This is a genomic window from Polaribacter marinaquae (assembly GCF_038019025.1).
In the GTDB taxonomy this organism is placed as follows: Bacteria; Bacteroidota; Bacteroidia; order Flavobacteriales; family Flavobacteriaceae; genus Polaribacter; species Polaribacter marinaquae.
Genome location: NZ_CP150496.1, coordinates 2,585,128 through 2,609,972, shown reverse-complemented (window position 1 = coordinate 2,609,972; position 24,845 = coordinate 2,585,128). Strand labels below are relative to the sequence as shown.

At 29.3% G+C, this 24,845-nt stretch carries 19 protein-coding genes; 7 read left to right on the top strand and 12 right to left on the bottom strand.

The window, feature by feature from the left end; genetic code table 11:
- Positions 1-50 precede the first annotated feature (50 nt).
- From WG950_RS11785 to murI, 3 genes are all read left to right on the top strand, one after another.
- Complete coding sequence (locus tag WG950_RS11785) at positions 51-842, top strand: OmpH family outer membrane protein (RefSeq protein ID WP_340932599.1); 792 nt, start codon at positions 51-53, stop codon at positions 840-842.
- Between the two features lie 13 nt (positions 843-855).
- The gene (locus tag WG950_RS11780) at positions 856-1,389 is read left to right on the top strand and encodes an OmpH family outer membrane protein (RefSeq protein ID WP_077810072.1); all 534 of its coding nucleotides are present in this window, start codon (positions 856-858) and stop codon (positions 1,387-1,389) included.
- Positions 1,390-1,453: 64 nt separating this feature from the next.
- Positions 1,454-2,242: a glutamate racemase gene (gene murI, locus WG950_RS11775; RefSeq protein WP_340932596.1), complete on the top strand. Its 789-nt coding sequence runs from the start codon at positions 1,454-1,456 to the stop codon at positions 2,240-2,242.
- Here murI and WG950_RS11770 read toward each other — a convergent pair.
- From WG950_RS11770 to WG950_RS11725, 10 genes are all read right to left on the bottom strand, one after another.
- The gene (locus WG950_RS11770) at positions 2,239-3,228 is read right to left on the bottom strand and encodes a PorP/SprF family type IX secretion system membrane protein (protein WP_340932594.1); all 990 of its coding nucleotides are present in this window, start codon (positions 3,226-3,228) and stop codon (positions 2,239-2,241) included. The genes murI and WG950_RS11770 overlap by 4 nt on opposite strands.
- Positions 3,229-3,356: 128 nt before the next feature.
- On the bottom strand, positions 3,357-4,055 hold the full coding sequence (locus tag WG950_RS11765) for a sulfite exporter TauE/SafE family protein (RefSeq protein WP_340932593.1): 699 nt from the start codon (positions 4,053-4,055) through the stop codon (positions 3,357-3,359).
- Positions 4,055-4,501 carry a FixH family protein gene (locus tag WG950_RS11760; RefSeq protein WP_340932591.1) on the bottom strand — a complete coding sequence of 149 codons (447 nt, stop codon included), beginning with the start codon at positions 4,499-4,501 and terminating at the stop codon, positions 4,055-4,057. The genes WG950_RS11765 and WG950_RS11760 overlap by 1 nt, the downstream gene beginning before the upstream one ends.
- Before the next feature lie 7 nt (positions 4,502-4,508).
- Positions 4,509-5,930: a cytochrome c oxidase accessory protein CcoG gene (ccoG, locus tag WG950_RS11755; RefSeq protein ID WP_340932588.1), complete on the bottom strand. Its 1,422-nt coding sequence runs from the start codon at positions 5,928-5,930 to the stop codon at positions 4,509-4,511.
- A gap of 37 nt (positions 5,931-5,967) precedes the next feature.
- Complete coding sequence (locus tag WG950_RS11750; RefSeq protein ID WP_340932586.1) at positions 5,968-6,825, bottom strand: cbb3-type cytochrome c oxidase N-terminal domain-containing protein; 858 nt, start codon at positions 6,823-6,825, stop codon at positions 5,968-5,970.
- 12 nt (positions 6,826-6,837) lie between these two features.
- Positions 6,838-7,005 carry a CcoQ/FixQ family Cbb3-type cytochrome c oxidase assembly chaperone gene (locus tag WG950_RS11745; RefSeq protein WP_340932584.1) on the bottom strand — a complete coding sequence of 56 codons (168 nt, stop codon included), beginning with the start codon at positions 7,003-7,005 and terminating at the stop codon, positions 6,838-6,840.
- Between the two features lie 5 nt (positions 7,006-7,010).
- A complete protein-coding gene (gene ccoN, locus WG950_RS11740) occupies positions 7,011-9,206 on the bottom strand; it encodes a cytochrome-c oxidase, cbb3-type subunit I (RefSeq protein WP_079737269.1) in 2,196 nt (731 codons plus the stop codon).
- A gap of 10 nt (positions 9,207-9,216) precedes the next feature.
- Complete coding sequence (gene ccoS / locus WG950_RS11735) at positions 9,217-9,393, bottom strand: cbb3-type cytochrome oxidase assembly protein CcoS (protein ID WP_077810081.1); 177 nt, start codon at positions 9,391-9,393, stop codon at positions 9,217-9,219.
- Positions 9,394-9,475: 82 nt separating this feature from the next.
- A complete protein-coding gene (gene hemN / locus WG950_RS11730; protein WP_340932580.1) occupies positions 9,476-10,840 on the bottom strand; it encodes an oxygen-independent coproporphyrinogen III oxidase in 1,365 nt (454 codons plus the stop codon).
- Position 10,841: 1 nt separating this feature from the next.
- Complete coding sequence (locus tag WG950_RS11725; RefSeq protein ID WP_340932579.1) at positions 10,842-13,217, bottom strand: heavy metal translocating P-type ATPase; 2,376 nt, start codon at positions 13,215-13,217, stop codon at positions 10,842-10,844.
- 103 nt (positions 13,218-13,320) lie between these two features.
- Here WG950_RS11725 and WG950_RS11720 point away from each other — a divergent pair, with 103 nt between their 5' ends.
- The gene (locus WG950_RS11720; RefSeq protein WP_340932578.1) at positions 13,321-14,007 is read left to right on the top strand and encodes a Crp/Fnr family transcriptional regulator; all 687 of its coding nucleotides are present in this window, start codon (positions 13,321-13,323) and stop codon (positions 14,005-14,007) included.
- Between the two features lie 6 nt (positions 14,008-14,013).
- On the opposite strand, the gene WG950_RS11715 is transcribed toward WG950_RS11720, so the two are convergent.
- Entirely contained in the window at positions 14,014-16,314 is a 2,301-nt protein-coding gene (locus WG950_RS11715) for a BamA/TamA family outer membrane protein (RefSeq protein ID WP_340932577.1), read from the bottom strand.
- A 3-nt stretch (positions 16,315-16,317) separates the two neighbouring features.
- A complete protein-coding gene (locus WG950_RS11710; protein WP_340932574.1) occupies positions 16,318-21,351 on the bottom strand; it encodes a translocation/assembly module TamB domain-containing protein in 5,034 nt (1,677 codons plus the stop codon).
- A 221-nt stretch (positions 21,352-21,572) separates the two neighbouring features.
- Between WG950_RS11710 and WG950_RS11705 the strand changes: the two genes are divergently transcribed.
- From WG950_RS11705 to WG950_RS11695, 3 genes are all read left to right on the top strand, one after another.
- On the top strand, positions 21,573-22,730 hold the full coding sequence (locus WG950_RS11705) for a site-specific integrase (protein ID WP_340932572.1): 1,158 nt from the start codon (positions 21,573-21,575) through the stop codon (positions 22,728-22,730).
- Positions 22,731-22,918: 188 nt separating this feature from the next.
- The gene (locus WG950_RS11700) at positions 22,919-23,899 is read left to right on the top strand and encodes a WG repeat-containing protein (RefSeq protein ID WP_340932571.1); all 981 of its coding nucleotides are present in this window, start codon (positions 22,919-22,921) and stop codon (positions 23,897-23,899) included.
- A gap of 257 nt (positions 23,900-24,156) precedes the next feature.
- The gene (locus WG950_RS11695; protein WP_340932570.1) at positions 24,157-24,717 is read left to right on the top strand and encodes a hypothetical protein; all 561 of its coding nucleotides are present in this window, start codon (positions 24,157-24,159) and stop codon (positions 24,715-24,717) included.
- Positions 24,718-24,845: the final 128 nt, after the last annotated feature.

The window sequence follows — 24,845 nt, the reverse complement described above, 5'->3', positions numbered from 1 at the left end:
TTGTTAAGACTAAAGTTTTTTTGGCATGGTTTTTTCTAAATACTAAACGAATGAAAAAAATATTTTTATTTACAGTTCTTTTATTTACAGTTAGTATTTCTTGCGCTCAAAGAAATCAAATTATTGCCTACATAGATATGGAATACATTCTAGAAAATGTTCCTGAATATCTAGAAGCACAAAATACTTTAGACGAAAAAGTAGTAAAGTGGAGACAAAAATTAGATAAAGAAGCAAGATTTATTGAAGTACTAAAAACTGATTTAGCAAACGAAAAAGCTATTCTTACAAAAGATCTTATAGAAGAAAAAGAAGAAGAAATAGCATTAAAACAAGACGAATTAAGAAGATTAGAATCTTTGTATTTTGGACCTAAAGGTGATATGTTTTTATTAAGAAAACAATTAGTAAAACCTATACAAGACCAAGTTTACAATGCAATACAAAGTATTTCTGCTAGAAAAAAATACGATTTTGTTTTTGATAAATCTAGTGAATTAGTAATGCTATATTCAAATAAAAAATACGATATTAGCGACCTCGTTTTAGCAACTATTGATAGAACAAGGTTAGTAGATCAAAAAAATGCTAAAAAGAAGCAAGCAAGTGCGCCAAAAGAATTAACAGATAAACAAAAAACTGCAATCGCTAAAAAAGAAGCAGCAATTGCAAAAAAACTATCTGATAAAGAAGCGAAGCAAAAATTAGCAGAAGAAAGAAGACAAGCACTGTTAAAGAAAAGAGACGAAAAAAGAGAGTTGCTTAGAAAAAAGAAAGAAGCGCTTAGAAAGAAAAAAGAAGACGCAAAGAAAGAGCAAGAAAAACAAGAGAATAATAATTAAATTAAAAACAAGAATGAAAAATTTTAAAACATTACTATTAATTGCTGTATTTACTTTAGGAGTAGCTGGTGTTGCGAATGCACAAAAAATAGGTCATGTAGATTACCAAAGAGTTATAGATAATATGCCAGAAACAAGAGCATTATCTACTACTTTAGAAAAGTTAGGTAAATCGTACCAAAATGAAATTGAAGGTTTAAAGAAAAAGTTAGAAGCTAAAGTTCAAAAATATACTGCTGAGCAAGCAACACAAACAGAAGCTACTAACAAGCAAAGAGCACAAGAAGTACAAGTAGACAAGGCAAGATTTGACCAAGCACAACAAGCTGCTTACCAAGAAATGCAAAAGAAACAAGCAGATGGTTTAAAGCCAATTGTAGAAAAAGCTGAAAAAGCAATTGAATCTGCTGCTGCATCTAAAGGAATTTTATATGTTCTTGATGCTAAAAGTTTAATCGTAAAAAAGGGAGAAGATTTATATAGTGCTGTAAAAGCTAAATTAGGTTTATTAAAAGATTTACCAAAGCCACAACAAGCAAGACAATAATTTCTACTTTTTAAATTATATAAGAAACCTACTTTTTTAAGTAGGTTTTTTTATTTTTACGCATATGATATCTAACAATAATCCTATTGGTTTTTTTGATTCTGGTGTTGGTGGCACATCAATATTAAAAGAAGTGATAACGCTTTTGCCTTTTGAAAATACAATCTATCTTTCCGATAGTAAAAATGCTCCTTACGGTCAAAAAACCAAAGAAGAAATTATTGCATTGTGTATTAAAAATACTGAATTTTTATTAGCTAAAAATTGTAAAATAATTGTTGTTGCTTGTAATACTGCCACAACAAATGCAATTGATTTTTTAAGAGACAAATATGCAATTCCTTTTATAGGGATAGAACCTGCTATAAAACCCGCTGCTTTAATTACAAAAACTAAAATTATAGGAATTTTAGCAACAAAAGGAACGCTAAACAGTACTTTGTTTGAGAAAACATCTAAAACTATATCTAAAGATATTACGATTAAAGAAACGATAGGTAAAGGACTTGTAGAACTAATAGAAGCCGGAAAATTACATTCAGAAGAAATGAATGATCTACTTCTTCAATACCTGAATCCTATGATTAAAAATGATATCGATTCTTTGGTGCTTGGTTGTACTCATTACCCTTATTTAATACCTCAAATTAGAAAAATTGTTGGATCTAAAATTAAAATTATAGATTCTGGCGAAGCAGTTGCCAAACAAACGAAAGCTATTTTAGAGAAAAACAATCTAATTAAAAAAGATGCTAAAAAAGCATCTCATTTTATTTACATCAACAAAGATAAGACTGCATTAAAGAATTTAATTGTTAATGATGGTATAGAAGTAATAGAAAAAGATTTCTAAAAGCTACCGTAACTTGCATTTATATTAGGGCAAGCTGCACCTCTTGGTTCTCTTGTCCATAGGTTAAAACCTATAGAAATTTGATGAAATCCATTCTCTGCGAATAATACATCGTTTAATTGCTTTGTATGCGTGTAAGAAAACATCAAATTCTTATAATTTACACCAATTAAAGGCGAGATGTAAGAAGAGTTATCTTCGCTACTAGCATCAAAATTTCTTCTATAAGATAGTGCTGCCCAAAATTGCGTGTTTTTAAAAGTTTTGTAGGCTTTAAAATTTAGATCTGCAATTCTTTCTTTAGTTCCTTCTCTTATTTGCAACATTACAGAAGGTTCAAATTGTACAAATCTTTCTTGTCCGAAATAATAACCAACGGATAAAATATAATTTCTTAAATCTAAAGGTTCTTGAACATTCAAATTGTTTTTTGCTGTTAAGAATAAGTTTTTAACTGTAAAATAAGAAGACAAACCTCCTCTGTGATAAGCTAAACTAAAATCTGCATTATAGTAACTTGTACTTTCTATAATTTGACTAACAACACCTGGTCTATCTCCAGAAAATGTTCTTTGATCTGATTGGTTTTGTACAAAAGAAAAAGCCAAACCAAAAGATAATTGTTGAAACATTTTACTCGTGCTCATTGGTAAATGATAAGCATAAGCACCTTGCATACCTTGCTGAGAGTGAAATCCGTTTTTATCATTAAATAAAACCAAACCATAACCAGCATTCGATTCTTCGCCAAATTTGGTATGAAAACTTACCGTTTGTAATGCAGGTGCATTTGGTACACCAATCCATTGTTGTCTTGCAGTTAATCTTAATTTACTAGAATTACCAATACCTGCTGCTGAAGGGTGTACTAAAAAAACATTATCTGATAAGTAATCTGTATAAATTGGTAACGTTTCTTGTGCTTGGTTTTTTATTGAAAATAAAACAATAAATAAAAGACAGATTTTAATACTTGTAAACTTCATTAACCCAATAGCGTTTTTTAAGAAAATCAAATATATTATAAAAATCTTTAAGAATTCTTTGTTCTAATAAGTTTTAACACAGTTAAAAATAAAAAATAATAGTTGTTCTTTAGAAATTATTCAAATATTTAATGGCAACTTGCATTATTAGAAACAATATCTAAAATTGGTTTTGGTGATACATACGGAATGCCTAAACCAAGACCTCTAACAATAAATAATAAACCTATAAAAACAACAACATAAGGTATTGCTTTCTGAATTGATTTCTTTAAACTTCCTTTTGCAAAGTTTCCTAAGAAAACAACAGAGGTCATTAACGGCACTGTACCCAAACCAAATAAAAACATATACAAACTACCTTCTAAAGCATTTTTAGTTGCCAAGGCACCAAATAAAGCCATATAAACTAACCCGCACGGTAAAAATCCATTAAGAAAACCTATTGTAAAAAAAGTATCGTTTCTTTTCTTTTTTAACTCTTTACCTAAAGTGTTTTTTAAATGCACTAATAAAGCGTTTACTTTTTTAGAAAATTTAATTTTATGAAAAAGCTTTGGAAAAAGAATAAATAAAATCATGAATACACCAACAATAATTGATATTTGCTGTTGAAATCCGAAGAAATAAAAACCTTTACCCAACAAACCAAACAATAAGCCAATTAATGCATATGTTAACAATCTACCAAAATGATAAATCATAACCTGCAGAAAACCTTTGGTTTTATTTTGCCTATCTATTGGTAGCATAAATGCTATTGGCCCGCACATACCAATGCAATGAAAGCTACCCAATAAACCAAAAATTAGTGCAGATATTAACATTAATATTCTATTTCTTGTTTTACTAAATATTCTTTATCATTGTATTTGAAAGCAACACTAATGTTCCATCGACCACCTAACAAACGCTTCTCAGGCACGAGCAAATATGAATTAGAAATCGAAATAGGAATTTCGAAATCTAATTGTTTATTAGATGGTCTGTATAGGAACACTTTTCCTTGAATCTTTTTAGGGTTAAATACTGCAGGAAATATTACTTTTAAATCATTATTAACTTTTAAAATTTTTACGTTCTCTTCTAAATTATTTGCATTTTGTGTTGCATCAATTTCATTTTGAAAACCTAATTCTTTTTGGTAATATTTTTCTGTTACTAAATCATGACTGTAAGAATTATTTGTACTCATAGTTATTACGAAGTACAAAATAAACCCCATAAAAGCCACAATTGCTATTACAATACCCGTTCCCCAATTAAATTTCATAATCTTATTATTTATAACTTCTAGGTCCTAAAAAACTAGACTTAGCCGTTTCTATTAATTTTCCTTTTGTATAAACGCCAATTTCTAGCTTGTCTTTATCACCTTTTAAAGCTGCTTGATTAATTTCGATGAACAAAGTACCTTCTGCCAAACCTTGTTTTGGAACTACAAAATTTTTGTTAGAAACTAATTTTATTTCTCCTTTATGAGATAACAATTTGTAGCTAACATCTGTAATATCTTTTGTTGTTTTATTGATCACCTTAAACGTATAAACGTTACTGATGATATTATTTTCTTTATGCTGATATAATTGCCCTGGTAGCCTTAAAATTCTTGCTTCTACATCGTTTCTTAGAAATAGCATACCAATTAAAATACCGGTTAAAATTAACAGAACTGCAGAATAACCTTTCATTCTAGCTGTAAACTCAAAAGGTTTTTTCTTTGCAATGTTATCTTCACTTGCATATCTAATCAATCCTTTAGGTAAACCCACATTCTCCATCATATGATCGCATTCATCTATACAAGCTGTACAATTAACGCATTCTAACTGTGTACCGTTTCTTATATCTATACCTGTAGGACAAACAACTACACATTGTTTACAATCAATACAATCTCCTTTACCTAAAGCATTTCTATCTTCATTTTTTCTGAATTTTGAACGACCGTTTTCTCCTTCGCCTCTCTTATAATCATAGGTGACATTAATTGTTTTATTGTCTAACAAAACACCTTGTAATCGACCATACGGACAAGCAATTATGCAAACTTGCTCTCTAAACCAAGCAAACACAAAATAGAATACACAGGTAAAAATTGTTAATGAAATTAATGTACTAATATTATCTAAAGGATTACCAGTTATGTAATTTATTAGTGTATCTCCACCAATTAAATATGCTAAAAATACATTTGCGATTAAAAAAGAAATTATAAAAAACACAAACCATTTTAAGAGTCTTTTTCTAATTTTCTCTGCATTCCAAGGTTGTTTATCTAAACGGATTTGTTTGCCTCGATCACCATCAATCCAATATTCTATTTTTCTAAAAACCATTTCGAGAAATATGGTTTGCGGACAAATCCATCCGCAGAAAATACGACCAAAAACAACCGTAAAGAGAATTACAAAAACAACACCAACAATCATTGAAATAACTAATAAATGAAAGTCTTGTGGCCAAAAAGGAAATCCGAAAATATTAAATTTTCTTTCTAATACATTAAACAATAAAAATTGGTTGCCATTAATTTTTATAAAAGGTGCAGATAATAAAAAAAGTAATAAAAAATAACTAACGTAAGTTCTGTATTTATAGAAAAATCCGCTTGGTTTTTTAGGAAATACCCAAGAACGCTTTCCCTCATTATTAACAGTCGCAATACTATCTCTAAAATACTCGTTCTTGGGCTTATCCATAAAAATTAACTATTAAATTACTTTTCCTTTTTCTGTATTATTCTTCTGTCCAGATTTCTCCTTGTGGTGCTTTAGCAACGGTAGGTGTTGTACCTTGAAGGGTTAGAACATAACTTGCTACTTTTGCAATATCTGCAGTTTTTAATGTTTTATCCCAAGCAATCATTCCTTTACCATCTCTACCACCATTAGAAATAGTTGCAAAGACATTTTTAATTCCGCCACCCAAAATCCAATATTCATCTGTTAAATTTGGTCCAATAGAACCTCCTCCATCTTTTTGATGACAAGAAGCACAGTTTAAATTAAACACTGCTCTACCTCTACTTAAATCTTTAGCATCTGTTAAAAGTGTTACATTTTCTGCTGTAATTAAATCTTTAGCTGTGGCTTTGTATTTGTTTAACGCTGCTTTTGCTTCTGCAACCGCCTTATTATATTCTACCACCTGATTATCGCCATCTAAAACTTCGAATCTTACTAAATAAACAACCGCGAAAATTATGGTTGCATAAAACATATAAATCCACCATGGCGGAAGCGAATTATCTAATTCTCTAATTCCGTCGTAATCATGATCTAAAACTATTTCTTGCTCTTCTTCTATTGCTTTTGCTTTGGTCCAAGATTTTAATAATTTTTGAATCCAAGCATTACTTGGTTCTGGCACAATACCATCTTTTTCGTTTTGCAGTTCTGTAGCTCTTTTAATTGCTAATACATTAACAACTTCTTTTAAAACAACTACTAAAACAAAACCAATTAAGGCCAACCAAACCAACGGATTCTCATAAAAACTAAATGGGTTTTCATACACCATAAACGATTTTGCAAGCGTTATAAACGTAACAATTACAAAAATTACATATACTGTAGACTGTATAGATTTTTTCATTTTACTAACTTTTTAATTATCTAATGGTATACTGCTTACTTTACTGATATAGTCTTTTTTGGCTGTAAAAACCCACCAAAACAAGGCTACAAAAAAAGTAAAGAATATAACTAATGATATCATTGGATAAATTTCTATACCTGTAATACTTTCTAAATGTCCTTTTAAAAATTTAAACATAATTTCTATTTTTTAGTAGGTTTTTGTTCGTCTTTAACTTTTATATCTGTACCTAAACGTTGTATGTAAGCTATAATCGCTACAATTTCTCTGTTTTTCATTTCTATAAAAGCTTCGCCATTATCTTTTGCATATTTTTTATCAGCTTCATAAGTTTTTGCAAAATCTGGATCTGAATATAGATTTTCTTCAATCTGTGTACCTTGAGCTAACATATTAGCTTGCGCATTTGAAATTTCTTCTTCAGTATATGGTACACCTAAAGTTACCATTGCTTTCATTTTATTTTCTGTATTCGATTTATCTAGCTCGTTTCTTACCAACCATTTATAGGCAGGCATTATAGAACCTTCGGATGTACTTTGTGGATCGTACATATGATTAAGGTGCCAACTATCGTTATACTTCTGCCCTATTCTATGTAAATCTGGCCCAGTACGTTTACTTCCCCATAAAAAAGGATGATCGTACACAAATTCACCTGCTTTAGAATACTCGCCATAACGCTCTACTTCACTTCTAAAAGGTCTTACCATTTGCGAGTGACAACCAACACAGCCTTCTCTTATGTAAAGATCTCTACCTTCTAATTCTAATGGTGTATAAGGTTTTACACTGCTAATTGTTGGTATATTAGATTTCACTAATAAAGTTGGTATAATTTGTACAACACCACCAATTAAAATAGCTACTGTAGCATATAATGTTAATTTAATTGGTTTTCTTTCAATCCAAGTATGCCATCCTTCTCCTTTTGTTCTGTATTTAGAAACTTTAGTTAAAGCTGGTGCTTCTGCTAATTCGTCTGTAACGCCAACACCTGCTTTTACAGTTCTAACAACGTTGTACAACATTACAATTGCACCTACAATAAATAAAGATCCTCCTATAGCACGCATCCAATACATTGGTATAATTTCGTTGACAGTTTCTAGGAAGTTTCCGTAAGTTAATTTTCCGTCCGGATTAAATTGTTTCCACATAGAAGCTTGTACAAAACCTGCAACATACATTGGTAAAGTGTACATTATTATACCTAGAGTACCAATCCAGAAATGGAAATTTGCCAAACCTGTTGAGTATAATTTAGTTTTAAACATTCTAGGTATTAACCAATACAACATACCGAAAGTAAAAAACCCATTCCATGCTAATGCACCAACATGTACGTGTGCAATAATCCAATCAGAAAAATGTGCAATTGCATTAACATTTTTTAGAGAAAGCATCGGGCCTTCAAAAGTTGCCATACCATAACCCGTAATTGCAACTACCATAAATTTTAAAACAGGATCTGTTCTTACTTTATCCCAAGCTCCTCTTAATGTTAGCAGTCCGTTTATCATTCCACCCCAAGAAGGCGCTATTAACATTACAGAAAATGCAACACCTAAGTTTTGTGCCCAATCTGGTAATGAAGTATATAATAAATGGTGTGGTCCTGCCCAGATATAAATAAATATTAAAGACCAAAAGTGTACAATTGATAATCTGTAAGAATAAACAGGTCTGTTTGCTGCTTTAGGAACAAAGTAATACATTAAACCTAAAAACGGAGTTGTTAAAAAGAAAGCAACTGCATTGTGACCATACCACCATTGCACCAAAGCATCTTGCACACCAGCATACACAGAATAAGACTTTAAAAAACCTACTGGTAATGCCAAACTATTAAAAATATGTAACACAGCTACGGTAACAAAGGTTCCTAAATAAAACCAAATTGCAACATATAAATGTCTTTGTCTTCTTTGTAGAATAGTCCAGATCATGTTAACACCAAAAGCAACCCAAACTAAAGCTATTGCAATATCTATAGGCCACTCTAATTCTGCATATTCTTTAGACGAAGTATAACCTAATGGCAATGTAATTGCGGCAGCTACAATAATTGCTTGCCAGCCCCAAAAATTAAAATTACTTAAAAAGTTACTTGCCATTCTTGCTTTTAACAAACGTTGTAAAGAGTAATAAACACCTGCAAAAATTGCATTGCCTACAAAGGCAAAAATTACTGCATTTGTATGTAAGGGTCTTAAACGCCCAAAACTTAACCACGAAATTCCGTCTGTTACGTTTGGGAATAAAAACATAAACGCTAGCAATAAACCTACAGAGAATCCTACAATTCCCCAAAGTAATGTTGCGTAGATGAATTTTTTTACGATTTTATTATCGTAATAAAATTGTTGCATTTCCATAATTTAAAATTTAGTCTAAAGTTGATTTTTCTTGTTTTTTTATAATTAGCTCATCATCAAAAAGCATGCGAACAGATGGTGTATACGAATCATCGTATTGCCCTTTTTTAACTGAATAAATAAATGCTATAAAAAATATTAATGCCACTAAAATACTTAGTGTAAGTAGTAAATATATTACGCTCATATCTTGCCTGATAATTGATACAACAAAAATAATATTGATACATTTCTTAAAATATGACATTTGTCATGTTTAAAATTTATCTTTAAATTGTCATAGAAAATAATTGTGTTTTTGGTTTGTTTTTTAACAGATGCACATCAAAAGCCATACAAATATTTCTAACGAAAGGTCTTGCTTCTTCTGGCACAGAAAGTGAATTTTTATTTATCACAACCAAACCGTCATTTTCCATTTCTTTTAGTAAAGTCAGATGGTTTTCTATATTTTTAATTTTTAAGCTATCATCTTCCCAAGAAGTAGAAAAATGACACATAATATTTAAAATATGTTTTCTAATAATTCTATCTTCTTCAGATAAAAGGTGTCCTCTAAAAATAGGAATTTCACCAGAGTTTACTATTTGCTGATATTCTTTTACTGTCTTTACATTTTGTGCAAAAGCATACCAAGAATCTGAAATTGCAGACATACCTAAACCAACCATTAATTGAGTTTTATTTGCCGTATAGCCCATAAAGTTTCTATGCAAAGTTTTATGCTCTGTTGCCTTAAATAAACTATCTGTTTTTAAAGCAAAATGATCCATACCAATTTCTACATAGCCCAAAGCAGCAAAAAGTTCTTTACCTATTTCGTACAGTTCTCTTTTTTCTTCGTTTGCAGGCAAATCATTTTCATTAAAACCTCTTTGCCCTACTCCTTTTACCCAAGGTACATGTGCGTAACTGTAAAAAGAAATTCTATCGGGTTGTAATTCTTTTGTTTTATTAATTGTGTAGATTACATTTTCTTTAGTTTGAAATGGTAATCCGAAAATTAAATCGTGACTAACAGATGTATATCCTATTTCTCTAGACCAATTTGTAACCTTTTCTACCTCTACAAACGGCTGAATTCTATGAATTGCTTTCTGTACTTTTTCATTATAATCTTGCACACCAAAACTTACCCTTCTAAAACCACAATTATATAAAGTTTGTAGTTGCTCTTTGGTTGTGTTACTTGGATGTCCTTCGAAACTAAATTCTGCATTTTGATGTTTTTTAGAAATCGAAAAAATTCCATTCATTAAATATTCTAAATTTTCTTTCGAAAAAAAAGTTGGTGTTCCGCCACCTAAATGCAACTCTTTAATTATTGGCGTTTCATCAACCAAAGCAACATACAATTTCCATTCTTTTAAAACAGTTTCTATGTATTCTTCTTCTACTTCATGACGTTTCGTAATGTGCTTATGACACGCACAAAAAGTACATAAACTCTCACAAAATGGTAAATGAATGTAAATACTTATCCCTTCGGATGTGTTGCTTTCTTTAAAAGAAGCTTTAAAGGAATTTATCCAAACATTTTTATCGATTCCGGCTTTGTTCCAAAAAGGAACTGTTGGATAACTTGTGTACCTAGGACCTGGAATATTATATTTCTGAATTAAAGAATTTTGCATATTATTTTATTTTTTTACCCAAAATATTGGTAGAAATTGTTGTAAAGATTACGATACTAATAGAACTTAAAGGCATTAAAATAGCTGCAATAACGGGCATCAAATTACCTGTAATTGCAAAACCCAAACCAATTAAATTGTAACATAAAGACAGTAAAAAGCTATACTTTATAATTTTAATAGCCTTTTTAGATGCGTTAATAAACGTTGCTATTTTAGAGAATTTTGATGCATCTAAAATTCCGTCGCAAGCAGGTGAAAAAACATTGATATTTTCTGATAAAGCAATACCTACATCACTCTGTGCCAAAGCGCCAGCATCATTTAAACCATCGCCAATCATAGCCACTTTTTTGTTTTCTTTTTGAAGTTGTGCTATTACATTTAATTTATCTTCTGGCTTTTGGTTGAATAAAAGCGTGGTTTCTCTTGGTAGATTTTGTTCTAAGTACAATTTCTCTCCTTCATTATCTCCAGAAACCACAGATAAACTAAATTTATCTTTTAAAGATTTAAATAATCCTTTTACTCCTTTTCTGTAAGAATTTTTAAAAGTAAATTTACCTTTATAAACGCCATTAAAACTGATATAAATTGCTGTATCTAAATTAGAAGACTCACTAGAATTTAGCACGAAATTAGAAGATCCTAATTTTAAAATTTCGTTATTATAAGTTGCTACAATTCCTTTACCAACAAACTCATCGTACTTAGAAATTGGTACTGAATCTAACTTAGAAAATGTATTGTATAAAGTTCTACTTAACGGATGATTAGAAGATCTTAAAGCACTTTTTAAAATTCTTTTTTCGAGAGTATTTAGTGCTGTTCCATCATAAGAAATTGTATTTTCTTTGTGCGTTGTTAATGTACCTGTTTTATCAAAAATTATAGTATCTATTTTTGCCAATTGCTCTATTACAGTGGCATTTTTTAAATAGAATTTTTGTTTACCAAAAATGCGCAACATATTTCCTAAAGTAAATGGCGCCGCTAATGCTATTGCACAAGGACAAGCAATTATTAAAACTGCCGTAAATACGTTTAATGCTTTGTTGACATCTATAAATAACCAAAATAATGTTGCTATAAACGCAATTGCCAAAACTGCAATTGTAAAATTTTTACTAATTCTGTCTGTTATTGTTTTAAAATGCGACTTGGGCTCTTTTTGAAAAACATCGTTACTCCATAACTGAGTTAAATAACTTTGAGAAACCGATGCTAAAACTTCCATTTCTATGCTTCCAGAAAGTTGTTTACCACCTGCAAAAAGTTTATCCCCAGATTTTTTTGAAACCGCCTCTGCTTCTCCAGTAACAAAACTATAATCAATGTCTGCATTTCCGTTTATTAAAATTCCGTCTACAGGTATCAATTCTTCATTTCTAATTAATAGTCGATCACCTTTTTCAACATCATAAATCTGTACGGTTTCTTCTTGATTATCCTTAGTTATTTTTGTGACCGCAATAGGAAAATACGATTTGTAATCACGCTCAAAAGACAAGAAATTGTAAGTTTTTTGCTGAAAAAATTTACCTAGTAATAAAAAGAAAACCAAGCCGGTTAAACTATCAAAAAAACCGGTTCCTAAATCGAAAATTATTTCTACAGAACTTCTAATAAATAACACCGAAATACCCAATGCTATCGGCACATCAATATTTAATATTTTAGATCGCAAACCTTTATAAGCAGAAATAAAATAATCCTTACCTGCATAAAAAACTACGGGTAACGAAAAGAAAAACATCAACCATCTAAAAATGTTCTTATACTTTTCTATCCAAAAACCATCGACTTCGAAATACTCTGGAAAAGATAAAAACATTACGTTTCCGAATGCAAAACCCGCAATACCAAGTTTGTAAATTAAACTTCTATCAACTGCTTTTTTTCCGCTTTCATAATCTTCTAAACTAATGTAAGGCTCGTAACCAATTGCACTTAATAACAGTACAATTTCTTTAATTGTTGTTTTAGCAGAGTTATAAGTAACTCTCACTTTTTTCTTAGGAAAATCTACTTGAGACGCACTAACATGTTCGTTTAATTTATGTAGATTTTCTAGAACCCAAATACAAGAACTACAATGAATGTGTGGTATGTAAAGTGATACGATTTCTATATCACCATCAGAAAAATCTAATAATTTTGCTGCGATTTCTTTAGAATCTAAAAAATCGTATTTGCCTTTAATTTCTGAAGGTATTGCCCCCGGATTGTCTTGAAAATTATAATAACACGTTAAATCGTTTTCAGAAAAAATCTCATAAACAGTTTTACAACCGTTACAACAGAAACTTTTATCATCAAACGTAATTAAACTGTCATTACAAGAATCGCCACAGTGATAACATTGTGTAGAATTCATATTTACTCTTTTGCCTATTGCAAATTTCTAATAAGAGTGTCTTTTAAAATATGATATTTATCAGGTTTTTACTATTTTTGATTTTACCTAAAACATTTTTAACATGAGCAAATGTGAACAATGTATTGTTCGACAGTTTAATTCTTTAAAACATCTTTCTAAAGAAGAATTGTTAAGAATGTCTAATTGCAAAACTTCTAAAATTATAAAAAAAGGCGAAATTCTTTTTGATGAAGGAGAACACATCAATGGTGTTTTTTGCATTAAAGATGGTGTTTGCAAAGTTTCTAAAATGAGCGATAACGGTAGAAATCAAATTGTTAACTTGGTGCAAAAAGGTGATTTATTAGGTGAACGCAGTTTAATTTCTGAAGAAGTTTCGAACCTAAAAGCTGTGGCTTTAAATGATATGGAAATTTGTTTTATTCCGAAAGATGAAATTATTAGAGATTTAGAGAAAAACAATAATTTTACAATGAGTGTTTTAAAAGATATGGCCAATTCTTTAAAAACAGCAGACAATTTAATTGTAGATATGGCTCAAAAAACAGTAAAACAACGTTTAGCAGAAACTCTTTTGCACTTAGAAACTAAATTTGGTATAAATGCAGACGGTAATATTAACATTCAGCTTTCCAGAGAAGATATTGCAAATATTATTGGTACAGCAACAGAATCTGCAATTCGATTACTTTCTGATCTTAAGAAGAAAAACGTTATCGAATTTAAAGGTAAAAACATTAAAATTTTAGACAAAATAGCCTTAGAAAAAATGGTTACTGGTTTTTAATACTTTTTAAAAAGAATAACCAATTGCAAAATTAAATACAGGTTCGTCTACTCTAAAATCCCAACGCTTGCCTTCTTGTAACGCCGGATCATGAAATGGTGCAGCCAAATCGAAACGAATTACAAAACCTTGCACATCTACACGAACACCAACACCTGCTCCGATTCCTAATTCGTTTATAAAATTTGATGTAAACTTATCTTTACCTGCAGTGCCAAAATCTGGATTTGCTTTAGAATTCCATACATTTCCAGCATCAGCAAAAACCGCTCCTTTAAAAAACGAAAAGATTGGGAAACGATATTCTAGATTTGCTTCTAAACGAATATTACCAGTTTTATCAAAAAAATTACTTGTTGTATCTGTGTTATCTGCAACATCATTTCCATTGTAAGTTCCTGGCCCTAAAGATCGAATATTAAATGCTCTAACACTATATGGGCCACCAGCATAATATTGTTTTACAAACGGAACAACATCAGAATTACCATATGCATAACCATAACCAGCAAACAATCTCGCTGCAATGGTTTGATTTTTATTTGCACCAAAATTATAATGATATCTTGCATCAAAATCTGCTTTTGCATATTGTGCATATTGCAAACCTAAAAATTCTTTAGTACCATTTGTTTCATTTTCTTTTGCTAATAAACTTATAGAATTCCCTGCTATATCTAATGTAGAATTTAAATAAAATTGATGAGTTTTAGCATTATTCAACATTTCATTATAAGTAAACGAAAATGTTAATCCGCTTATAAATTGTTGCTCAAAACTTTGTTCTAGAAAAGAGTTGTCTTCTAATATTTGCTGAAACTCTTCTGTAGTGTTTGATAATCTTGTATAATTTACCGAAATAGGGTTTAACTCGTAAGTAATATATTTATTTGCATTCCAAACATAACCAAAAAGCGCACTACCAGACAGTAGTGTATACAACTTACTTCTATTTAAATATGTTACACCTAAACTCGTTTTTGTTTTAGGTACAGAATATTCAAAAAAATCTTCATCAATAGAAAAAGGAGCAATAACTCTCGGAAAAATTAATTCGGTTTTTAAACCTAATTCTAAACTACTTAAACCAGAATTTTCGCCACTAGAAACTTGTGTTTCATAACCAAAATTTGTGCTTATATTTAGTGTTTCGCCACCTTTAAAAAGGTTTCTATTGCTGTAAGTTAAAGACAATTCTGGGCCTGCAAAATTATTAGACTTTGTAACCGCTTGTAATTCTGCCCTAATAGCTCTTTTTGTTAACGGCGATAAAAATATATTGGCTTCTAAAACACCTAAACTATCTGTTTCTAAACTTTCTAATTCTTTATACTGAATGTTTACATATTTGTAAGCACCAATAGAAGACAAGCGTCTTGCTGTATTTTTAGATGTTAACGGATTGTAGTTTTCGTCTTCTTTAATTGTAATAAAATCATCTAAATATTTTGGTTTAAAAAACACAGAATCTTGAAAATAACTTTTATTATCGAACCTGGTTTCTTTTACGTTTGTAGAATCTTTTAAATTAAAATTTGGGTAAATATTTATCTTTTTTACTTGATACGGAATTGTAGCTTTCTGAGGCACTTTTGCCTTCAATTTTAAAAACAAATCGAATCTTTTATTTTTATATTGATTTGTGTCTGCTTCAAAAATTAAAAAACTAGGATTAAAATTATAATAACCTCTTTGCTTTAATTCGGTATCTAAACGTTGTCTCTCTAATTTTAAATTCGCTAAATCGAAACGCATGTTTTCTGGAAATGGAGATTTTTTGGTTAATTCTTTTATTTCTTGGTAAATAGGACTTTCTATACTATCTATTTGATAACTCGCCATTTTATAAGGCGCAGGTACTTTTAACCTATAAACTACGCTTGCTTTTTTATCTTGTTCATCAAAAAAAGAAGTTGCTCTGCTATAGAAAAAGCCATGATTTTCTAATCTGTTTTTTAGTATTTCTGTAACTTCTAATTCATTTACATCACTTTGGTAAACGGGTTCTTCACCAAATCTTTTAAACAACCATTTATTTAAAAAGTTAGGATTCTCTTTTTGATTTTTGTAATAATAGTACAAGCCTAAATAAGCACCTAAAAACTTAGAATTTGGTTCTGGTCTTAGCACTGTATTTAAATCTACTTTTAAATTGGTTGCATTATCTACCGCAGAATCTACATCCATTTCAATTTTTGCACCAGTGTATAAACGCTCGTCTTCGGGTATGTATTTTTGAATACTACAAGAATATAAAAATGTACCAAAAAGTACTGCAATTAATAAGTGTTTAACAATTTTATTCAAAGTTTAATTCTTTTTATTAACAGATTTTTTAGCTGATTTTGGTTGATTCTCTTCTTCTTTTGGCTTTTTTTCTGATGTATTCTTGTCTGAATTTGAACCTAAAAGAGCTTTCCATAATTCTTGAAATTCATTGAATTCTTGTGTGAAAATCAACCCAATTCCGCTAACAATAGTTTGACCATCGATCACATTTTCGAATTCACTTTTTCTAAATCCTTTTAAACGATATCTGCCATCTTCTGTTATTTTATATTCTAAACTAACATTACCAATTAACGGAGTTTGCTCTCCGGTTGTGCTACTTCCTTGTATATCAATTTCGCTACCAACTCTAACGGTTAACCTTTCGTTAAACAGTTGTTTTTGTGCAGCAACATCTAGTTGCGTTCTGTCTGTTGGTGCATCACCTTGATAATCTGTAAAACTGTTTAAACCGAAATCTAATTCTATCCCAGATTTACCCAAAAGTTTATCAGAAAAAGTATTTAATTGTTCTGAAACTGCATCGTTTAAATTGTTTCTTGCTATGGATGCAAAACCACCAAAACTACCATCGCTACCAGCATCAGGATAAAATCTATTAAGTACTAATAACGAAAAAACTTGTTTGTTCAATTCTTCTTCTTGCTGCTTAATTTGCTGAACTCTAACATAAACTTGTCCACCAATGGCACCTTGTTCTTCTTCTGGCATGCTTAAATCAAAAGATATTTTTGGCTGTAATAATTCGCCATCAATATTTAAATATACCTGAAAAGGTAATACTTGTTTGTACTTATTTTGTACTGATACATCTTCATTTGAAATTTGTGCCGCCATTAAAGAAGATGCAGACGTTTCTAATTTATAAATGGCACTTACATCTAATTTTGCATCAAAAGGATCACCAGACCAAGTAACTCTTCCGCCAGGTGCAAGCAAAAATTTTCTATTAACTAAATTGTATAATGTTAGTTCGTAATGCCCGCTAGCTACTTGATATGCTCCAGTAAACGTAATTCTACCATTTGGCACCATTGTAAAAAGAAAATCTCCTTCTCCAGAAACTTTAAAATTATCGCCAGTATCTTCGTTTATAATAATGGTAACTACAGCTTCTTTGTTAATTTTTAATTGAGAAGAAATATCAAACCCGCTAATTACTGCAGATTGTTCTTCTGTTTGCGTTAAAATAGCATCCGGATTTTTTCGATTTACAAAAGCCACAACACCATCTCTTTCTTCTACATTTGCATACGTAGATGGCATTACATAAGTTACATCTGTATCTTTACCAAGTGTAAAGTTGGCATTTACTTTTGGTATTTGTAAATCACCAGTTAATGTTGCATTGGTGTTAAAAGTAACTTTACCATACAAATCTGGATTGTCTTTTTGTGTTGCGTTTAAAATTCTAAAGTTTTCTGCTTTTAATTTTAAATCGAATTCTGGATTTATAAAACTTTCGGTTTTAATGTCTCCAGAAAGCGTTAATGCATTATTTTTAGCATCCAAAACTGTAAAATTAGCCATCGAAATACCCGAATTATCTACAGTTAATTGCTCTTCTTTTAACGTAAATTTTGTATTTAACTTTGTGATATTAAAAACAGCATTATCAAACGTTAAACTACCATTGTATTTAGGTTTGCTTGTTGTACCAGTAACTTTAAAATCGCCAGAAAAACTTCCGCTAGTTTCTTTTATTTCTCCTAAAGAAAGAGTTTTAAGAGCATTCATTTTAAACTGATTTATGTCTAAATCTAGGTTTAAATTTGCAATATTATTATTTACAAAGTAATCTCCTTTTAGATCTAAATCGACGTCACCTTCTTTTAAATAGGTATTAAAATTATATTTATTATTTCCTAAAGATTTTGCATCCATAGATAATTTACCCAAATTGGTATTTAAAACTTTAAAATTAGAAACCGAAACATCTGCAATAACACCTGTATTTGTAAAAGGTTCTACAAGTACAAAATCGCCATTTAAAACACCGTTTGCTATTTCATCTTCCGGATTCAAATAATTAAAAACTTCATTTATGTTAAAGTTATTATACACCAACGCAATGTGTTTTTTCTGAATATTTTTTAAGTTGTTTGTAATTTCTATAGATTGATTTTCTTTATTGATTCTAAAATTCGAAAAGGTTAAGTTATTATTTTCTAAAACAATTTCATTTTCTTCTGGTATAGACCATTTACTTTTATTTAAAATTAAACTGTCTTTGTTTACCGTAAATTTTAGTCGATCTCGATTTCCTGTAATTTTAGTATTTACATTCATCAATTTTTCACCTTTGTGAAATCCTAAGAAATTAAGCGCTAATTCATTATTAGTTTGGTTACCAGTAATTACAGTTTTGGGTACATCTACAGGACCCGCTTTAATGTTTTTAAAACCTAAATTAAAATTGAAACTCTCTTTATCTGTATCCATAGAAAAAGACAAACTATCTAATTTATTACCACTATAATTAATAAATGGTGCAGAAACATTTGCTTTTAAAAGTCTTTCTTGTTCTTTAAAATCTAATGCAATATCAATGGTATCAATATCTTTTAGGTTCACCAGAAAAACGTCTTTAATAAAAGAAGTTTGCGAAATTTTTGCTTCTAATTTTAAATTTATAGGATTTTTAATTGTGTCGGAAACTTTATCATCTCTGTAAAAATAACTTAAAACATGACGTTGCAAACCTTTGCTAAACGTTTCTGGATCTGTGTTAGACTGCAAATTAACATTTAACATTTTGTTATTTATTTTAACAGCAGTGGTGTCTTTATTAATAAAAGCTTCTGCATTTACAGCACCAAGTAAATACGTGTTATTATCGTAAACTACAACACCATTTTTAATAGTAGATTTTATATTATAACTATCTATATTTCCTTTAAAATCAACAGATACATCCATACCCGTTTTAACATTTCTATTTAAAAGACCTAAAGCTTGTAAATCTGCACCAATTACATTTAAATCTACATTTGCTTGTGTTGCTACAGAATCTAAAATAATAGATCCGTTAAGATTTAAATTTAAATTATCATCTTTATAATTAGAAGAAATAACACCAACACCATCTTTAAAATTACCTTCTAAACTTAAATCTTTAATTACATATTCTTGTAACTGAAATTTAGAAATGTTTGTTTCTAATTTCGCATCTAAATTATTTAGATTTTCACCAGTTCCGTTAGATTGTAATGAAAGTGATAAAGCGCCAAAATTTTCATTTTGTAATAATTCACCTAAATCATAATCTGTAATAGATGCTTTAACATTGTAACTAATATTTGTATCATTAGATAAATTTCCCTCTACAAAAGCATTACCTTGAGATGTATTTATACTAGCATCAATTTTACTGTTCTTTAAACTTCCGTTAACATTACCAGTAATTAAAATTTCTTCAGGTAATTTTAAATTTAATTCTTTTTCATTAACAATTTGTAAAAGATCTGCTCTTTTAGTTTCAGCTTTAAAATTTGGCAAATTCAATTGTAATTTATCCGGATTTGTAGCATTCTTGACACTTCCGTTTAAAGAAACATTTGTAGCATTACCCCAATTAACACTAGTATTTTCAATCTTTAAATCATTTAAATTTCCGTCTAAAAATAATTTTCCTTGAAATGCTTTTGCACTTAATTTAGATAAGTATTCATTTTCTTTTAATTGCGGCTGAAATCTAAAAACCTCTTTTAACCAAACATTAAATGAAGGCAAATTGATTTGCAAATTTGTAGTTTCTGGTGAAGAAACTAGTTTGGATAATGATGTGTAATTAGCTTGTAAATTACCCGATATTTTATTTTGATTGACAGCAATTTTTAAATCGGAAATACTAGTTTTTGTATCTGTTGCCTTTATAGTTAATTGAAATTTTGAAAGATTTAAACCAGATTTTTCTTTAAAATTAAAACGCTCGATTTCTAATTCCGCTTGTTTATCTTTTAATTTAATTTCTTTCGCTTTTAAATTTAAATTATCAATAAATAAAGCTTCTGGATTAAATACATTTAAACTCGGTTTTTGATTATTTACAGCAGATTGAACTTTGTTTTCTGAAAAATCTATTTCATCTATTTTTAAATCGATTGCTGGCCAACTAAAAGTTACTGGTGTGTTATTATTTACTTTTTGATTGTCTTTAGAATTTAAAGCTAATAAAATTTCTGATTTATGTAACTGAATTGTATTTATATCGAAGCTATTCTTTTTTAAATCTGCGCTAGGTATTTCTGAATAAAAATCTGTGATGGTAACATTTGCAGACAAATTATCTATCTTAGATTGATAGAAAGCTTTTGTGTTATTAATCGAGATCTTATCCGCAGTAATTGTTGGTAAAATTACTTCTGTAGCAGGTAAAACTATTGATGGAGGCTTTTGAATATAAGAGATTTCAGAATTTTTAAGTCCAACTTCATGAACATCAAAATGCATAGAATTCACATCAACTTTGTCGATATCTGCAGCTAAACTACCAATCTTAAACTTGCTATCAATACCTAAAACATCATCTTTAAAATTTACATTTATGTTTTTAAAATTTAAAGTTCCTAAGACAATATCAACAGGATTTGTTGCTGTATCTTTAGCTACTTCCGCAGTGTTTTCTGATGCAAATGCATCAATTAAAAACTGAAAATTATAATTATTTAGCGTGTCTTTTCTTAAGATATTTGCTCTTACTCCATTCCATTCTAAATTATCTACACCGATAGATTTTCCTGAAATCATTGCAAAAAGTGGTACGTTTGCTTCTAGAGATTTCGAATAAATTAAGGTATCACCTTTTTTATCTTCTAAAAATAAACCATTTAACTGGATGTCTCCATCAAAAGTAATAAACAACTTATTTATCGCTACTTTTGTATTGGTTTTATTAGAAACATAATTAACAGCTTTTTGTACAATTAAATTTTGTCCCCAAGAACTTCGGATAAATAAAACTAAAAAAAGGAAAAAAAACAAAACAGCAATAAGAACCCTTAAAGTTCTTCTTACAAAACGATATTTCTTTTTAGTTTTCTTTCTTTTCGACATAAAAGTTTAAATGATTATGTAAAAATACATCAGTATTATTAATTTTTAAGTTTTACAGCTATTTATTATGTGAATGATTTACTAAAGTTTTAATTAAAATTTACAAACACATTTTTATTTGTAGCAATAACGTTTTTCTAACAAAATTATTAAAAAACCTATTTAAAAAACACTTATAATCGACTTATATTTAGTATATTTAGGTGCTATAAATAAGAAAATTGAAAAAGTATCCTAACATATTTGTTGAGCGAAAAAAGCACCGTAACAAGCAACAACTTCTAATTAAGTTTGATTATAATAATGATTTAATAAATATTATAAGAAAAATTGATGGAGCTTTATGGAGCAAATCTCTTAAATGTTGGTATTTGCAAGATACTGCCTTAAATTTAGAAGCTCTTAAGCGAAATTTTGATAAAATTACAAAATTAACGATTCAAAACTCAACAAAGAAAACCCCTTTTAACAGAAATTTATCTGCGGATGAAAAAGTGCTTTTAAATAATTTTTACCTTTATTTAAAAGGGAAAAGGTATAGTAAAAGCACCATACAGACCTATACTTTTTTTGTTGCCGATTTTATAAACTTTCACACTAATACTGCTTTAAACGAACTAACTAATAAATCTGTAGAACTTTTTATTGAAAGTGTATTTATAGAGAGAAATTACTCTGTAAGTTCTCAAAGGCAATTTATTAGTGCTTTAAAACTATTTATAGTTTTTTGCCCTGAAACTTTAATAAATAATTTAGAATTAGTTAGACCCAAGAAATCTAAAAAACTACCTAATATTTTGTCTCAAGAGGAAGTTTTAAAAATTATTGGCGTTACCCAAAACTTAAAACACAAAGCAATATTAGCTTTAATTTATTCTTGTGGATTAAGAATTAGCGAATTGATTAATTTAAAATTAGAGAACTTTAATATTGATAGAAAGCAATTAGTTATTAAAAATAGTAAAGGAAGAAAAGACAGATATGTTAGTTTAGCCGATAGTTTTATTCCGTTATTATCTAATTATTATTACTCATACAAACCCGAAATTTATTTTGTAGAAGGACAAAACAAGGGAAAATATAGTGCGGAAAGTGTTCGTCAGTTTTTAAAGAAGAATTGTTTAAAAGCAGGCATTAGAAGAACGGTAACACCACACACTTTAAGGCACAGTTATGCAACACATTTACTTGAAAACGGAGTTGATATAAGATACATTCAGTCTTTGTTAGGACATTCTAGACCAGAAACCACTATGATATATACACATGTAAAAAGAAAAGATTTAATGGAGATTCAGAATCCGTTAGATAGAGCCTTACAAAAGATAAAAATGACCGATAATAACAACAAAAAAGTTTTATTATCCGGTAAATTATAATGAAAATGTAATATATTTGATTGCATATAACCAGTTAGCGGTAATTAGAATGAACATCGTTTTTATATCAAAAGTCACAATTAAATAACACCAAAAACCAAATGTCGTGTAAATGTCATACAAAAAACATTACTAATTTTTGGCAAGTTTTACGATTGAAGATAATTTTACTTAAAATTTCAATTTGAATGGATAGACTAGATTTCGGAAAAGAATTAATTAGAATAAGAAAAGCAAATGGATTAACTCAAGCAGAAGTTGCAGAAAAATGCAACATAACAATACGTACAATTCAGAGAATTGAATCTGGTGCTGTTAAACCAAGATCATCTACTATCAAAATTATTTCAGAATTCTTGAAAATTGATTTTTTTGAAATCTCAAATCAAAATTCAAATTTGAAAAACCATACTATTTTATGGTATTTAAAAGACTTCTTTAATTTAAAAACAAATACAATGAAAAAAATCTCAATCTTAACTACTTCAATTCTCATTATTCTTTTTCTTTCTGTTACTGCATTTAATAAAAAAAACAAAAACACCCTAGAAATAAATAATCAAAAGGCAAATTTAGAAGCTGAACATAAAAGGAAAACACCTCCAAAAGAATATGATTTTATTGGAAAGTTTGGGGAAATTCATAAAAATTGGGCATTGGTAAAAAAAGGAAATCTTTTTGGCTTTATAGATATGAAAGGCAAAATTATTGTTCCTGTAGAATATACCGCAATTGGAATGTTCGGAGAAGTTCATAAAGAATGGGCAATAGTAAAAAAAGATAATCTATTCGGGTTTATAGATATGAAAGGCAAAATTATTGTTCCTATAGAATATACCGCAATTGGAATGTTCGGAGAAATTCATAAAGAATGGGCAATAGTAAAAAAAGATAATCAGTTCGGTTTTATAGATATGAAAGGCGAAATTATTGTTCCTATAGAATATACCGCAATTGGAATGTTCGGAGAAATTCATAAAGAATGGGCAATTGTAAAAAAAGATAATCAGTTTGGATTTATAAATATGAAAGGCGAAATTATTGTTCCTATAGAATATACCGCAATTGGAATGTTTGGAGAAGTTCGTAAAGAATTGGCATTAGTCAAAAAAGGAAATCAGTTCGGATTTATAAATAGGAAAGGCAAGATTGTGATTCCTATCAAATAAAACACCATCGTATGTTTAAAGAAATTGGTGAAATTTTTACTGTTATAATAAAATAACGAATATAAATTAAAAAACTACCGCTAACACCGTATATAATTTATTGCTGGCTTTTTGCCTACTTACGAAAGTCCTCGCGGACTTTCTTTGTCCGTAATTATTTACTAAATTAGTTGCTTAAAACACGCAACAAACCATATACAACAACGTTGGGCAACATTAAAAACGAAAAACACGAAAATTAATAATATAAAGAAAAAATGAAAAAGAATTTACTACTAATAATATTTGGAATTTTAACAACTCTGAATTATGCGCAAGAAAAAATTGAACCTAAAACTGAAAAAGTTTGGAGAATTAATTTTTTAAATCCTGCAATTGAATTAGAAATGCCAGTTTCAAAAAAAGGAACATTTTCTGCTGGTTTAGGAATTGGTTATGGAGCTCCTTATGATGAAATTTCTGTTTCACCTTATAATGAATTTCTTTATAGTTTTAATCCGTTTTTAGATTTACAGTATAAGAGATTTTATAATTTTGAAAAAAGAAAAGCCAAAAATCGAAGTACAGAAAATAATTCTGGAAATTTTGTTTCTTTCAGATTTTTAACTAGAGGAAATACAATAGAAAGTAATTTTATAAGAAGCTCAAATTTTGACTTTGCAATTGGTCCAACTTGGGGAATACAGAGAAAATATGGAAAAAATTTTCACTTATTATTTGACATAGGACCTCATTATTATTTTGACACAAATGGGAATGGTGGATTTTTTCCAATAATGTTACAACTGAATTTAGGTTTTGACCTGAAAAAGAAATAAAAACGTTGCCCAACAACATATATAATTTATTGCTGTCTTTCTGCTTACTTGCGAAAATCCTCGCGGATTTTCTTGGTCAGTGATTATTTACTAAATTAGGTGCTTAAACCACGCAACAAACCATATAT